The following is a 14,231-nucleotide window of genomic DNA, read 5'->3' as shown; positions in this document are numbered from 1 at the left end:
CAAAAGCCTCGCTCAAAAGCGAGGTTTTTTTGTATCCATATACCAAAGAATAGGCTCAAAACAGCCTGCCAGGCCCCTTTCAGCACCCTACAGGCCGGGAAAGTCGATACACTCTTTATCTTGAAACTGCTGTATTGATACACAGCCTGCCGCTTTGCTTGCAAGGACCGTTTGGCATGAAAAACACCCTCCCTTCTGATCTGGACCGGCACCGCGGCGCTCAACGCTCCACCTGGGTCAGCGTCCTTGTCAATATTGGTTTGAGCGTGCTGCAACTTGTGGTGGGCCTGTTTGCCCATTCTCAAGCCCTGATTGCCGACGCCATTCACTCTTTATCTGACCTGCTGTCGGACTTTGTAGTGCTGATTGCCAACCGCCATAGCCGCCAAGGCCCAGATGCAGACCACCCCTACGGTCACTTGCGCTACGAAACGGTCGCTACCTTGGCCATTGGAGGCCTTTTGCTGGCCGTGGGCGCCGGGATGTTGTGGAATGCCGTCTCTGCCTTGCGCGACCCCAGCAGCATCGAGGCTGTACACCCCATTGCCTTGGCCATTGCCTTGACTGCGCTCTGTAGCAAAGAACTCCTGTTTCGCTACATGTTGCGTGTAGCCAAACGGTTACGCTCGACCATGCTGGCTGCCAATGCCTGGCATGCACGCTCGGATGCCGCATCCTCCTTGGTTGTCAGTGTCGGAGTCATGGCGAACTTGGCAGGCCTGCCCTTGGGCGACCCCTTGGCTGCCAGCATTGTGGGCTTGATGATTCTGCGCACGGGCTGGAAGTTTGCGATAGGCGCCTTCCACGATCTGACAGATAAAGCGGTCGATCAGGAAACGGAAGAGCGCATTGCCAAACTCTTGCGCGAGACGCCCGGCGTAGAAGGGATACACCAGTTACGCACCCGCAAGCTGGGCGACATGATCTGGGTAGAGGTAGACCTGGAAATGGATGGCAAGCTGACCATCAGTCAGGGGCACGAGATTGCCGTGGCTGCACGGGCGCGTGTGATGGCCGAAGAACCCGTGCTGGATGTAATGACGCACTTTGATCCAGTCACGCCCAAGCACTAAAGCCTGACGCGTCTTTGTCACTCTCGCAGGCCGAACACCCAGGTATCAAACGCGGTGCTCACTCTCGGGAGCCAACATTTCTACCAGCACACGGGATAAGGCCGTCACCATCTCATTGGCGTGGGGCCTATGCAAAATCGCCAGCTCAAAAGCATCAATCCGGGGCAGGCCTTGTGCTTGCCCCAGCTCAATATGGTCGTCCCGCACAGCACGCCGTGGCAACAGGCTGATGCCCATCCCGTCTGCCACCGCTCCTTGAATGCCGCTCAAGCTGGAACTGGTAAAACTGATGCGCCAACGCCGCCCCAAGGACTCCACTGCACTGATAATCTCCTCACGGTAAACACCACGGCGTGGGAAAGTAACCAGGGGGATAGGGTCCAGATGAAAGACCGGATCGGTCGCGCTATCGACCCAGGCCGTCTGCTCGGGTAAACAGACCACCGCTTCGCGGGCATTATGACGCTGCTTGACCAGCACCAGATCCAGCTCACCCTGATCGTAGGCGGCCAGCAAATCGCTACTTAAACCGCTGCTGACTTCCAGCCGCACCTGCGGAAACTGCCGATTGAAACCCGCCAGGGCCCGCATGGTCTGGCCGTTAGTAAAATCCTCTGGCACACCCAGCCGTACCGAGATAGTCACCAACGAACCCGACAAGGCTTCTGACAACTGATGATTCAGGGCCAGCATCTGGCGGGCGTAACCCAGCAAGGTCTGCCCCGCTTCGGTCGTGCTGACTCCCCGGCTGGCCCGATCCAGCAGACGCAGTCCGGCCAGCTCTTCCAGACGTCGCACCTTCTGGCTGATCGTGGACTGGGTGGAATGCAAACGCGTCGCTGCTGCCGTAAAGCTGCCGCAATCGACCACCGTCAACAAGGCCAGCAACAGGTCCAGGTCGTACAAGGGCCGATTCAGGCTGGGACTGCTCGATAGTTGATGATCCATATCTTCAAAATCCTTCTGACATCACGCCTTTGGCCCAAGCAAAGTGCTGGCTATCGCCTGTGGATACTAGCTGTGCATCAAAGATGGCTCGTGAGGCCCCAAGCTACTGGGTGTGGGCACGGAGCGTAGATCAACCGCTGTTCCAAGACAGACGCGACATCAATGAGCATCAATATAGGTAGTAACACTGCTGCCTGCTTCGGCATTGGTATTAAAGCACTTGCAGCAGTTGTTGCTGTTGCTGTTGCTGTTGCTGTTGCTGTTGCTGTTGCTGTTGCTGTTGCTGTTGCTGTTGCTGTTGCTGTTGCTGCCAACAGGCTCCACAGCTCAATACATTCAAAAAACAAATACTAGAGATTTATACATTTAATTTGTAAATATCACCAGCAATCGTTACTGTGTATTGGTCCCGCGCATTACAACGACATCCCGCCTGTGCCTTTTGCCAACCGCCGGGATTGCGCCGTGCCGTTCGACAGATTTTTCCTTACTGAATGTCAATGGGAATCAACATGTCCAAAGTCAATTACTACGCCCCTCCCGGTGGCCATCCTCCTCAGACTCAGTTGCTGACAGATCGCGCCATGTTCACCGAGGCCTATGCCGTGCTGCCCAAAGGCGTGCTGCAAGACATCGTGACCAGCTTCCTGCCCGGTTGGGAAAATACCCGCTTATGGGTATTGGCTCGTCCTCTGTCCGGCTTTGCCGAAACCTTCTCCCAATACATCATGGAAGTGGGTCCTCAAGGCGGCAGCAACAACCCTGAGTCCGATCCCGAAGCCGAAGGCGTGATTTTTGTCGTCAAGGGCCAATTGGAACTGGTTCTGGAAGGCACCAAGCACATCCTGGAAGAAGGCGGCTATGCCTTTATTCCTCCTTCCACCAACTGGACCTTGCACAACCGCACGGGCGAGTTGGCCAACTTCCACTGGATCCGCAAGCGTTATCAGCGTGTGGAAGGCCTGGAAGCACCTGAAGCCTTCGTGACTAACGAGAAAGACGTCACCCCCATGGTGATGCCCGACACCGAAGGCCGCTGGAGCACCACGCGCTTTACCGATATGTCCGATCTGCGTCACGACATGCACGTGAACATCGTGAACTTTGAACCCGGTGGCGTCATCCCCTTTGCTGAAACGCACGTCATGGAACACGGTCTGTACGTTCTGGAAGGTAAGGCCGTTTACCGTCTGAACCAGGACTGGGTTGAAGTGGAAGCTGGTGACTTCATGTGGCTGCGCGCCTTCTGCCCACAAGCGTGCTACGCGGGCGGCCCAAGCCGTTTCCGCTACTTGCTGTATAAAGATGTGAACCGTCATGCCAACCTGACTATTGGCGGCCATCGCTAATAGGACCCGAAACAAAACAGCCGCTGCCCGTCAGCGGCTGTTTTGCATTACCAACACGCCCAACCAGAACGCATCTCCCTTTGCCACCTGCACCCGCAGGCCTGCCACAAGGCACAAACACAGACTCTGGTTTCAAGGCTCATTCCAACCCTGCTTCTCTACAGGAGAAAAACATGAACGATAAACACTATCTGCTGCGCTCGATCCAGATTGCAGCAGAGAATGTCGCCCGTGGCGGCCAGCCTTTTGGTGCCGTGCTTGTGCGTGACGGCCAGGTTCTGGCCGAAGGGGTCAATGAGACCTACCTCGCCCACGACCCGACCGCCCATGCCGAGATCCAGGCACTGCGCCACGCCAGCCAGGCGGTAAAAAGCAGTCACCATGCAGGCAGCACCATGTATGCCAGTGGCATCCCCTGCCCCATGTGTATGGCCGCCATGATCGCCTCAGGCGTAGAGCGTGTGGTGTATTGCGCCGACGACGAACAAGGCGAACCCTTTGGCTGGTCCACCGAATCCTTCTACAAAAAAATGCAGCAGGATTTTGGCAAGCAGGGCGTGAAAATGGAACACCTGCCTTTACCTGAAAAACGCCAAGTGTATGAAGCCTGGCAAGCCCGTTTTGGACAAGGCTCCCAGCAAGACTGAAAACGTCATTCAAAACCCTGCGATCAAGCAGGGTTCTACGTATTTACATAGACAGGCAGGTCAGAAAAGTTTATAAAACAGAGCAGTTATAGTAACGATTCTCATTTATTGAATCCCAAAGGAAATACATGATTGCGTCCCGCCCTGCCTCTTTAAAAATGATTGTTGCCTCCGTAATGGGGGCCTTGCTGCTCAGCGCATGCCAGACCGCACCGCAATCGCAACAAGTGGGCCAAACATCGTCTTTCAATGCAACTGCCCCTCAAGCACAAGTCACTTTCCGTCAGGACACCATTGAGGGTGCCTACGAAATTCTGGCCGCCAAGGACAGCAAGCAATTATTCGTTGCCGCCACCCCCTTGTTTGAAGACCGTGCGGCCGGCTTTCTGCATGTTCTGGACCAGGACACTCTGCGTGAGTCGCAGCGCATCCAGTTGCCACGCCGTGCTTTCGCACTGGGCCTGAACCAGAAAACTCACACTCTGTACGTGGGTAACACTCTGGACGGCTCGCTGCTGGCGATCAACAGCCTGAACGGCACCGTCAAGCAACTGATTCAACTGGGCCAGAAAGAAGGCAAGGACGGCTGGGAACACACCCGTAAAGTCGTGATTGACGAACAGGACAACCGCATCTTCGTGACCAACCCCTCTGAAGGTGGCCGCGTATGGATTGTGGACGGTGCCCAAGGCCGCATCCTGCACAATATCGACAACGTTGGCCTGTGGCCTGCCGGCGCTGCCTACGATGCCAACACCAAACGCCTGTTCGTGGGCCACGGCGGCAAGGATGAAATTGCGGTCATCAACCCGGCTACAGGCACTATCGAACAGCGCTTCACGACAGGCGATGCGAAAAGCGACAAGCGGGAAGATTCCCGTCACTTCTTCGTGAACATCGCCCTGAGCGCAGATGGCAAGAAACTGTTTGGAGCTGACGCCAACACCGGCAAGATTTACGTATTCGACACCACCTCCGGCAAAGTGGAAAACACGGTTGAAGTCGGTCTGGGGCTGCTGGATATCGTGTACAACGACGCTCGTAAAGAACTGATCGCCACCAACCGTGGCGTGGATCGTCAAACGCCTGCCGGTACCGGTTCGGTAACCATTCTGGATGCCAACACCCTGGCTGTGAAACACCGCATTAGCGCTCCTGTACACCCCAACAGCGTGACGCTGAGCGCTGACGGCCAGACCGCTTTTGTCACCATCAAGATTCCTCACGGTGACAAGAGCCCGCACTACCTGAAAGGTGCCAAAGACAGCGTTCTGCGTCTGAACCTCAACCAGCTCTAAGCCTCTGGCGTCAAGCCTGGACCCAAGCCGAGACTACCCACCAGGTAGCTCGGCTTTTTTGATGCCTGCCACTTTGGTCTGCCCAACCGACGCTACGGCATCTGTGCTTAGCGCTCAGGATAGTTGTGTCTGCCGTTCAAATCCAACGCCAAGGCCCGCCAGGGCCGGCTCCGTCACGTTTCACGGCCATCTTCTCAATGTGGTCTGGGAGCAAGCAAAAAAGCGGATTGCTGTAACCGGCCACTTGCTCAATAGAATCAATTAGTGGCCTAGCACAACACCTGTTGTCCCCCAGCCCCGCCCTCCCCTTTCCCGCCTCCCGATGTGCCACGAACTGGCATTTCAGGAGCGTTTTCTATTGAAGACATCTCATGGTTCAGTTGAACGATTATCACCAGCCTATCGGCCCCTCGCTCCCTCATTGGCAAGCCCGCCCGCGACCCACCCGCTGTGTTTTGCACGGTAAGTACTGCCGACTGGAAGCAGTGAACCCGGAGCAACACGGCGACAGCCTGTACGAGGCCTACAGCAGCGCCAACGATGGCCGTGACTGGACCTACTTGTCCGTAGGGCCCTTTACCAGCCGTGGGCAATTCGATCAGCATCTGCATACCATCAGTCAGGCCGACAACGCCGTGCATTACGCCGTCGTAGAACAAGCCACAGGGCGGGCATTGGGCACCTTGTCCCTGATGCGGATTGACCCGCAAAACGGCTGCATTGAAGTGGGTTTTGTAGCCTGGTCACCCGCTCTGAAGCAAACCCGCATGGCCACCGAAGCCCACTATCTGTTGATGGCCTATGCCATTGACGGCTTGGGCTACCGCCGCTACGAATGGAAGTGCGATACGCACAATGCTCCTTCACAAGCGGCTGCACGACGACTGGGCTTTCGTTATGAAGGCATTTTCCGCCAAGCGATTGTCTACAAAGGGCGCTCACGCGATACAGCCTGGTTCTCGATTACCGACACAGAATGGCCTGCCCTGAAAGCAAATTTCCAGGCCTGGCTGGCACCCGAGAACTTTGATGAACAAGGCCGTCAAAAGCACCGCCTCGGGCAACAAGAGACGATTATCCCAGCCGGCTCTGGGGCCCGCCGCCTGAAGCAGATGCTGACCCTGCAAACCGAGCTGAATCACCTGATCGACCCCAACTGGCGAGTGGCCAAACAGGACTACTACCGGGCGATCTGGCTGGAGTGTGCAGAGCTGGCCAACTACCTGGATTGGAAGTGGTGGCAACACCGCGAACGCAATCTGCCGCAACTACAGCTAGAGCTTATCGACATCCTGCATTTTGGTCTGTGCGATGTATTGCGCGCCAACGACCTGCTGCGCGAGCAAGAGGCCGCCACCGCACTGGATCAGCTTGAGCAGGCCCCTGCAAGCGCCAGCGACTCTGCAACCCTCATGACGGCGCTGGAACACTTTGCTTTGCGGGTGCTGCAGACGCGTCAGTTCGACTTCAGCGGCTTTGTTCAACTGGCCCGCCTCAGTGGTCTGACGCTGGACACGCTCTACCACTCCTACGCGGGCAAAAACGCCTTGAACCGCTTGCGTCAGCTACGCGGCTATCAGCATGGTCACTATCACAAACAGTGGGGTGACCAGCAGGACAACGAGCATCTGGCACGGCTGCAATCGCAACTGCCCGCCGAGCAGGACAACTACCCCGAACTGATCCTGCATGCCCTGCAAGACAGCTACAACTCGTTTTTCTCGGGAGGCACCCAGGCCCAGAACAGTGCCTCGCTACCACCTCCCCTTTCTTTACGTTGACAAAGGACTGTCCATGTACATCGACTGCGATTGTGCCACTAGTGTCTTTCTAGACTCGCCCAAGCCGGACTCCAATCCCGTGGAAAACCATGACACACGTCATCCACCTGATCCCCGGCCACAACCGCATAAGGTGCAACACCCCTGGTCCCGCTCTCGACGCCGCGAACGCTCTCGCTGGCGCCAAAGCTGAACCCGGCCCCGATTGTCTCCTAGCCCGGCACTCGAGCCGGGTTTGCATGGGTGACACCGTCTTGCAAGCAAATGGAATAGGAGCTATGAGCCACCGAACATAGCTCCTATTGATTTAAATCAAGACAATGAATCCCATCGTCGGCACAAGGATCGACGAGGCATACCAAAGGAGACAAATCACATGGATACCCCACTCAGAGACAAATCCTATTTTGATGAACGTGCCACCAAAGAGATGGCCTCTCATCTGCAGCACGTACAACGCGACACCCGCGAAACCATGGCATTTGCCTGTCGCATCCTGGCCATGACCGAGCAGGAGGCCGGTCTGGCAGGCCAGATCAGTGTCCGTTCCGAACGCCCTGGTGCCTACTGGACCTTGCGCTTTGGTCTGGGTTTTGACGAAGCCACCCCTGAAGACTTCATTGAAGTTGACCGCGACTTAAATACCCTGAGCGGCCAAGGCATGGCCAACCCGGCCACCCGCTTTCATTTGTGGGTCTATGAGGCTCGCCCGGACGTCAACTCCATCATCCACACGCACTCGCCCTGGGCTACCGTGCTGGCCACCGCCCGTCAGCCTTTGGTGATTTCGCAAATGGACATGACTCCCCTGCACAATGACTGTGCCTTTTTGGGCGAATGGCCAGGTGTCCCCATTGCCGACCAGGAAGGCGTCATCATTTCCAAAGCTCTGGGCGACAAGCGGGCCATTATCCTGGCCCACCACGGTTATCTGACCGCAGGCCAAAGCTGTCAGGAAGCCACGTATCTGTCCGTGTATCTGGAGCGTGCTGCACGCCTGCAAGTGCGCGCACAGGCGGCCTTTGGCCCGCTTACCCCCGTGGACGACACCCTGGCGGCCGAAGCGCACGACTACCTGCTCAAGCCCTCCATTGTGAACGCGACCTTTGATTACTGGGCCCGTCAGACCCAAGGCATTGCGCCCTTAACTAAAACTCGCTGACGCCCACACTCAACACCCCGCTTCCACCAGGAGGTCGCTATGACGATGCCTAATCATGGACAGGCGCGTTCGTCGCGCCAGTACGTTACCGCTGGCCTGGCCAGCATGATGGGAACCACCATAGAGTGGTATGACTTTTTCCTGTACGGCACCGCTGCCGCACTAATTTTCAACAAGATCTTTTTCCCCGCCTTTGACCCGATTACGGGCACACTGGCGGCCTTTGCCACCTACTCCGTGGGCTTTTTTGCCCGTCCCTTGGGAGGATTTGTTTTCGGCCATTTCGGTGACAAGCTGGGCCGAAAATCCATGTTGTTGATCACGCTCTTTCTAATGGGGATTCCCACTATCCTGATCGGCCTGATCCCCTCTTATGAAAGCATTGGCTATTGGGCCGCCGTTCTGCTGGTCCTGATGCGTTTTCTGCAAGGCATTGCAGTAGGCGGCGAATGGGGCGGCGCCGTGCTCATGGCGGTTGAACATGCCCCGGAAGGCAAGAAAGGCTTTTTCGGCAGCTTGCCACAAACAGGCGTTGCCCCCGGCCTGATCCTGTCTTCTCTGGCCATGGGAGCGGTCGCCAGCTTGCCTGAAGAAGACATGCTCTCCTGGGGCTGGCGTCTCCCCTTTCTGGCCAGTGTTGTCTTGCTGCTGGTGGGCTGGTGGATACGCGCCAAAGTGGCCGAGTCACCTGACTTCGAGCAGATGAGCAAGAAAGGCAAACAAGTGGCGATTCCCGCCCTGGAAGTCCTGCGTCATTATCCACGTGAAGTCCTGCTGGTCGTGGGGGGCCGTCTAGCTGAAGTGACCTGGTTCTACACCGTAGTGACCTTTGCCCTGGCCTATGCCACCACCACCTTGGGAGTTGATCGCGGCGTGATGCTCGATGCGACCGTCTGGGGAGCATTTGCCGCCCTGTTCACCATGCCTTTGTTTGGCGTACTGGGAGACAGGATCGGCTTCAAATGGGTATTCATGGCCGGCACGGTCTGCATGCTGGCGTTCTCGTCCACCTTCTTTTCCATGTTGGGAAGCCTGGACTCCAACACCATTACCCTGGCTTTGGTGATTGCGATTGGCCTGGTCTACGCCGCACTGTATGGCCCGCAAGGTGGCCTGTTCTCCACGCAATTTCCACCTGAAGTGCGCTACAGCGGCATCTCCATTGCCGTGCAGGTATCCGGTGCCATCGGTGGCGGCCTGGCTCCCTTGGTGGCCACCTCCTTGCTGGCCTATGGCGATGGCCAACCCGACTACATCGTCTGGTATCTCAGCGTGCTGGGTCTGATCGCCTTTGCCAGTACCTGGTTCATGCACGGGCCGACGCATTTCTCCCTTCCCGCCTTATCCAGCCCAAAGGTACGCACATGAACAGGCCCGGCATTCACTACTACTTCTGGATGAATTCAGACTGGGCTTACCTGGGGGCCGACCAGCTGGAGGCGATTGCCCGCCAACAGGGCGTGCCGATCCACTACAAACCTGTGGACCTGCCTCAGGTCTATGCCCGTACGGGCGGTGTTCTACTAGGACAGCGCTCGCCCGAACGACAGGCTTATCGCATTACAGAGTTGCAGCGCTGGTGTCGCAAGCTGGACCTACACGTCAATCCCACACCACGCTTCATGTGCCCAGACGCCACGCTGGCCTCCCTCCTGGTGATCGCCATCAACCAGGCTGGCTTGCCGGTGCGGGATTTGTACAAAGCCATTTTGCGAGCGCAATGGTGCGAGGACCAGAATATTGCCGATCCCGTGCTACTGGCCGGGATCTTGCAAGCTCACCAATTAGATGCAGACTACTGGCTTGAACAAGCACCGCTGATGCAAGCGCAGTATCAAGCCCACACCGAAGAGGCCATTGCAGCCGGTGTCTTCGGTTCACCCTCCTATGTGTACCAGGGTGAGCTGTTCTGGGGTCAGGACAGGCTGGACATGCTGGACCAGGCCATCACCGGACACCCTGCACCAGCTTGAGCCAGGCTCCACACCAAGCCTGGGTATGGTGAAAGCAAGGGCGGGACAAGGGAAATAAACCTTGTCCCGCCCTTCTTGTTTTTTGCTTCGTCAACCGGCTCAGGCCCTGCACCGGGCCCACCAAAATGATTTAACCGCCCTATACCAAACTCGCTCTAACAAGCATAACAATCTGTAAAAACTGAACGCCCAAACTAGATCAAAAGCCAACAAAAAAACGGCAAATAAACGCCTTGCCTCGGGCCGTGCTTCCTGCACCTGCGAGTCATCATAAAAAGAGCTTCACACACTTCCCCGACAACATCTGTCCAGATGCACACTAATGCGGGCAAAACCACGGCAAACCTATCTGGACATGGTCTTTTGTTCAGAGGTAAAAGCCGTAGAATCACGCCTTTTCCTATCAGGAAAATTCACCGATACGCCAGCGTAGCATTCCGGATATTGGACTTTTTAGGTCCTGCTTACGGCACGGGTTTCGGGCTTTCGGCATGCCGCCTGCCAAAAATGAAATGCAATGAGCAATTTTGAAAATTTACTTTTCCCACTAATACAGAATGTTATGTCTGCCGTACGAATCATATCGATAGATTTTATCTATTCATTGAGTCTGTATTCTGAGGAAATTGGCTACTTGAGCAATGTCAGTAAAGGTAGCCGTCTTCATCAGAAGAAGGGCGCGGGGCTTTATATTGAACAAATACGCCACTATAAAGTATCAGCCAGATCAAAAAATCAGGATTCTGCTGATCTCCAATAACACTCGACAGCACGAACAACTTCTTCAGGCGCTGCTGGCTGGTGCGTTTCGAGTTTCTGTTGCTGCTGACGGAGTGCAAGGATATACCAAGGCCCAATTAACCCTGCCGGAACTTATCCTGGTGGATAAGCAATTGACAGGGATAGATGCTTTGTCCTTAACCCATATGCTCCAAGGATTAAAAGCCACAGCCCAAATCCCCCTCATCATTCTGGATTCGCGCATGGACGGCAGTAGTGAGGAATGTGTCACTTTTTTAAAAGCAGGGGCGGTGGACTACATTGGCAATCCATACGCCGTCGACGAGGTCAAAGAGCGTATCAACGTGCCTTTGCGTTGCCCAAAAAAAATATGGCCAGCCATGGTTTCAGGCAAGGTGCAAAGCCCGCAGCCCAGCACGACCGCTGAAACCAGCATGCTGATCCATGCCATTCAGAAAACGATAGATGCCAATCTGGGCTCTCCACCCAGCCAAAAAGAACTGTGCGATATGTTCAAGATTTCACGGCGCAAAATCATGAATATATTTCAACGTAATTTTGGCTTGAGCGTCAGTAGCTACATCCGATTGCAACGTATGTATCGGGCCGAGTACTTGCTAAGAACCACAGCCTTGAAAATTGACGTCATTGCGACTGACTTAGGATTCTCCAGCCCGGCCAATTTCTCTACCGCATTCAAAACCTATGCGGGTGTAGCCCCTGGAAAGTTTCGACAAGCCATTGAAAGAAACAAACCCTATACGGATAACAAACCGTGTATGCGCTCCATGGGGCCACCTGTTTTTTCATCGGGCTGGTGTCCACCGTAGCGAGCAACAGGAAAAGAATCATTCCCACAGCAGGCTTGCCCCAAAACTCCATCAGAAAAATAAAACCGCTGGCTGACAACGCCTGAAAGAGGATAAAGGCCTTTGCCCTTCACACCTTCATCGTGGCCTGACGAGCAGGAAGACGGCTCCAAACCACAAAGGGCCGCTTACGAACGAACCGTAGTTGCCACTTGAGGTTCAGGTGATAAAATTGTGGCTACTTGAATTGTTCAATTCAAAACAGATCCGGGACGACCTGGATCTGCTTTTTCAGCACAGGGACGGCCCTAGCTTTTAGGCGGAGCATTCACAATGGCCTACCCTGCATCTCCCTCTCCTGAACTCATTACCCCTGTCACCTGGCTGCGTCTGCTCGGTTCCTGGTCTATGGTTGTCCTGTTCATGATTTTTGGCGGGCAATGGCTGGGAGACTCTTTGAACGGCACCACCGCGGCCATCGTCTTTCTGGCCCTGTTTGTGACCATTCTGGCCGCCTCCTTTGGGGTGGTGCGTGAAGCAGACCACCTGGCCCATCAACTGGGCGAGCCTTACGGCACCCTGATTCTGACTCTGTCCATTGTGCTGATCGAAGTCATCCTGATTGCTTCGGTACTGCTGGGACCAGGGGACTTCCCCAGCATTGGTCGGGACTCGATCTATGCCGTGATGATGATCATCCTGAACCTGATTACGGGCCTTTGTCTGATTGCCGGCGCCGCGCGCAATGGCGATCAGGAGTTCAACCGCCAAGGCACCCACACCTACTTGTCCATGATTGTGCTGCTGACCAGTGTGGGCCTGATTCTGCCCAACTACACCCGCAATGCAGGCGAGTTCAGCACAACCCAAGCCATCGGCATTTCAGTGCTGACGGGGCTGATTTATGCCATCTTTCTGTATCTGCAAATGGGCAGTCACCGCCATGACTATGTACAACCCAATCAGGTGGTGCAGAGCGCTAAAGATAAGGCACCCACACCACGCGATCCTCAGGCGACCCGCGCCATGCTGATACGCAGCCTGGTGCTGATCGCCCTGATCCTGCCTATCGTCTTGCTGGCCCACGATCTGGCTATCGTGACGGACTACGGTATCGCTGCCTCGGGCGCCCCCGTCGCCGTCGGCGGTGTACTGATCGCGATTATCGTGTTCACCCCCGAGTCCATTACCGCCATCAAGGCGGCGATGAACAATGAGATGCAACGGGCCATCAACCTGTGCCTGGGCGCCTTTGTCTCTACCGTAGGACTAACGGTGCCAGTGGTGTTGATGATTGGCCTGATTACCGGCAAACAGGTGATCATGGGCATCAGCAAGACAGAAACCGTTCTGTTTCTGATCACTGCCCTGCTCAGCATCTTGAGCTTTAGCGGCAAGCGAACCTCCCCCATTCAGGGTTATCTGCACCTGATGGTTTTCGTGGTGTTTGGGCTGCTGCTGTTTTACCCCTAACTGCTTTGCCTTGCTGCGTGACTCTGCGCTACAACGCACAGTCGCGCAGCAAGGTTTCCAACCAATCCGCAAACACCTGAAAACGGCGCGACAAGTGCTGGCGATGCAAGTACAACAAAGACATAGGCATAGGGGCTGCGCGATGCTCCGGCAACACCTCCAGCAATTCACCTGCCTGCAGGTGTGCCTGCACGTCATAGGCAGGAATCTGGATCAACCCCAAACCGGACAAACAACAAGCGATATACGCTTCGGCATTATTCACGGTCACGCGACCTGGTAAGTCCAACACCTGCCGCTTGTCCTGCTCCATCCATTCCCAAGGGGCGACGCGCTCACTGGTGGGCGAGGCGTAGCGCACCATTTGATGGTTCTCCAGATCCGCAGGCGTCTGAGGCATACCATAACGGGCAAGATAAGCGGGACTGGCTACATTGATCAAAGGCAGGCTGCCCATTTTTCTGGCGATCAAGCCCGAATCGCCTAAGGCGCCCACCCGCAGCACGCAATCCACCTGCTCCTCGATCAAATTCACCTCGCGGTCAGTCACGCCCAAATGCACATGGACATGCGGATAGCGCTCCAGAAACTGCGGCAAGGCAGGCGCCACAATCAAGCGGCCTACCCGCGCGGGCACATCCACCTTGATCGTGCCTATTGGCCCGACACTGGCTTGGCGAAACAGGTTCTCGGTTTCCTGCACATCGGCAATCACGCGCAGGCAACGTTCATAAAACGCCGCGCCATCTTGCGTGACAGTCACTTTGCGCGTGGTGCGATTGAGCAAGCGAGCACCAACTCGGCCCTCCAGCTCCTGAATGGCCATCGACACCGAAGAGCGCGGCATACCCAAGGTATCGGCCGCGCGGGTGAAATTGGCACACTCCACGACCCGCGTAAAGATGCGAAACAGGTCAATGCGATCCATGGCCTTCTCCAGATAAGCAGCCGCAACTCGCAGCTTGAACTGCCAACCC

13 protein-coding genes are annotated in these 14,231 nt (G+C 55.8%); 11 read left to right on the top strand and 2 right to left on the bottom strand.

Annotated elements, in window-relative coordinates; genetic code table 11:
- The first annotated feature begins 176 nt into the window (after positions 1-176).
- Complete coding sequence (locus AC6I6N_RS10055; protein ID WP_497943485.1) at positions 177-1,073, top strand: cation diffusion facilitator family transporter; 897 nt, start codon at positions 177-179, stop codon at positions 1,071-1,073.
- A 45-nt stretch (positions 1,074-1,118) separates the two neighbouring features.
- Here the strand turns inward: AC6I6N_RS10055 and AC6I6N_RS10050 are convergent, their stop codons facing one another.
- Positions 1,119-2,021, bottom strand: a complete 903-nt coding sequence (locus AC6I6N_RS10050) for a LysR family transcriptional regulator (RefSeq protein WP_094195563.1) — start codon at positions 2,019-2,021, stop codon at positions 1,119-1,121.
- 162 nt (positions 2,022-2,183) lie between these two features.
- Between AC6I6N_RS10050 and AC6I6N_RS10045 the strand changes: the two genes are divergently transcribed.
- The 10 genes from AC6I6N_RS10045 (at position 2,184) to AC6I6N_RS10000 (ending at position 13,254) form a co-directional block, all read left to right on the top strand.
- Positions 2,184-2,375, top strand: coding sequence for a hypothetical protein (locus tag AC6I6N_RS10045; RefSeq protein WP_497943484.1), 192 nt, complete (start codon positions 2,184-2,186; stop codon positions 2,373-2,375).
- Positions 2,376-2,533: 158 nt separating this feature from the next.
- Positions 2,534-3,370, top strand: coding sequence for a bifunctional allantoicase/(S)-ureidoglycine aminohydrolase (locus AC6I6N_RS10040; protein WP_094198251.1), 837 nt, complete (start codon positions 2,534-2,536; stop codon positions 3,368-3,370).
- 173 nt (positions 3,371-3,543) lie between these two features.
- Positions 3,544-4,017, top strand: a complete 474-nt coding sequence (locus AC6I6N_RS10035; RefSeq protein ID WP_094195562.1) for a nucleoside deaminase — start codon at positions 3,544-3,546, stop codon at positions 4,015-4,017.
- Between the two features lie 128 nt (positions 4,018-4,145).
- Positions 4,146-5,315 (top strand): YncE family protein, encoded by a 1,170-nt coding sequence (locus AC6I6N_RS10030; RefSeq protein WP_249461080.1) that lies wholly within the window; start codon positions 4,146-4,148, stop codon positions 5,313-5,315.
- Between the two features lie 371 nt (positions 5,316-5,686).
- Complete coding sequence (locus AC6I6N_RS10025; protein ID WP_497943483.1) at positions 5,687-7,096, top strand: GNAT family N-acetyltransferase; 1,410 nt, start codon at positions 5,687-5,689, stop codon at positions 7,094-7,096.
- Positions 7,097-7,472: 376 nt separating this feature from the next.
- Positions 7,473-8,258: an aldolase gene (locus tag AC6I6N_RS10020; protein WP_427957805.1), complete on the top strand. Its 786-nt coding sequence runs from the start codon at positions 7,473-7,475 to the stop codon at positions 8,256-8,258.
- 39 nt (positions 8,259-8,297) lie between these two features.
- The gene (locus AC6I6N_RS10015) at positions 8,298-9,626 is read left to right on the top strand and encodes an MFS transporter (RefSeq protein ID WP_094195558.1); all 1,329 of its coding nucleotides are present in this window, start codon (positions 8,298-8,300) and stop codon (positions 9,624-9,626) included.
- Positions 9,623-10,231, top strand: a complete 609-nt coding sequence (locus AC6I6N_RS10010; RefSeq protein WP_427957802.1) for a 2-hydroxychromene-2-carboxylate isomerase — start codon at positions 9,623-9,625, stop codon at positions 10,229-10,231. Before AC6I6N_RS10015 ends, AC6I6N_RS10010 begins: the two co-directional genes overlap by 4 nt.
- A gap of 692 nt (positions 10,232-10,923) precedes the next feature.
- Positions 10,924-11,802 carry a helix-turn-helix domain-containing protein gene (locus AC6I6N_RS10005; protein WP_497943482.1) on the top strand — a complete coding sequence of 293 codons (879 nt, stop codon included), beginning with the start codon at positions 10,924-10,926 and terminating at the stop codon, positions 11,800-11,802.
- A 312-nt stretch (positions 11,803-12,114) separates the two neighbouring features.
- On the top strand, positions 12,115-13,254 hold the full coding sequence (locus AC6I6N_RS10000) for a calcium:cation antiporter (RefSeq protein ID WP_497943481.1): 1,140 nt from the start codon (positions 12,115-12,117) through the stop codon (positions 13,252-13,254).
- 28 nt (positions 13,255-13,282) lie between these two features.
- Here the strand turns inward: AC6I6N_RS10000 and AC6I6N_RS09995 are convergent, their stop codons facing one another.
- Positions 13,283-14,182 (bottom strand): LysR family transcriptional regulator, encoded by a 900-nt coding sequence (locus AC6I6N_RS09995; RefSeq protein ID WP_094195555.1) that lies wholly within the window; start codon positions 14,180-14,182, stop codon positions 13,283-13,285.
- Positions 14,183-14,231 lie beyond the last annotated feature (49 nt).

The organism is Alcaligenes sp. LTN-3 (assembly GCF_059735605.1).
The sequence above is the reverse complement of the archived record's forward strand: the minus strand, read 5'-3'. Positions and strand labels throughout refer to the sequence as shown.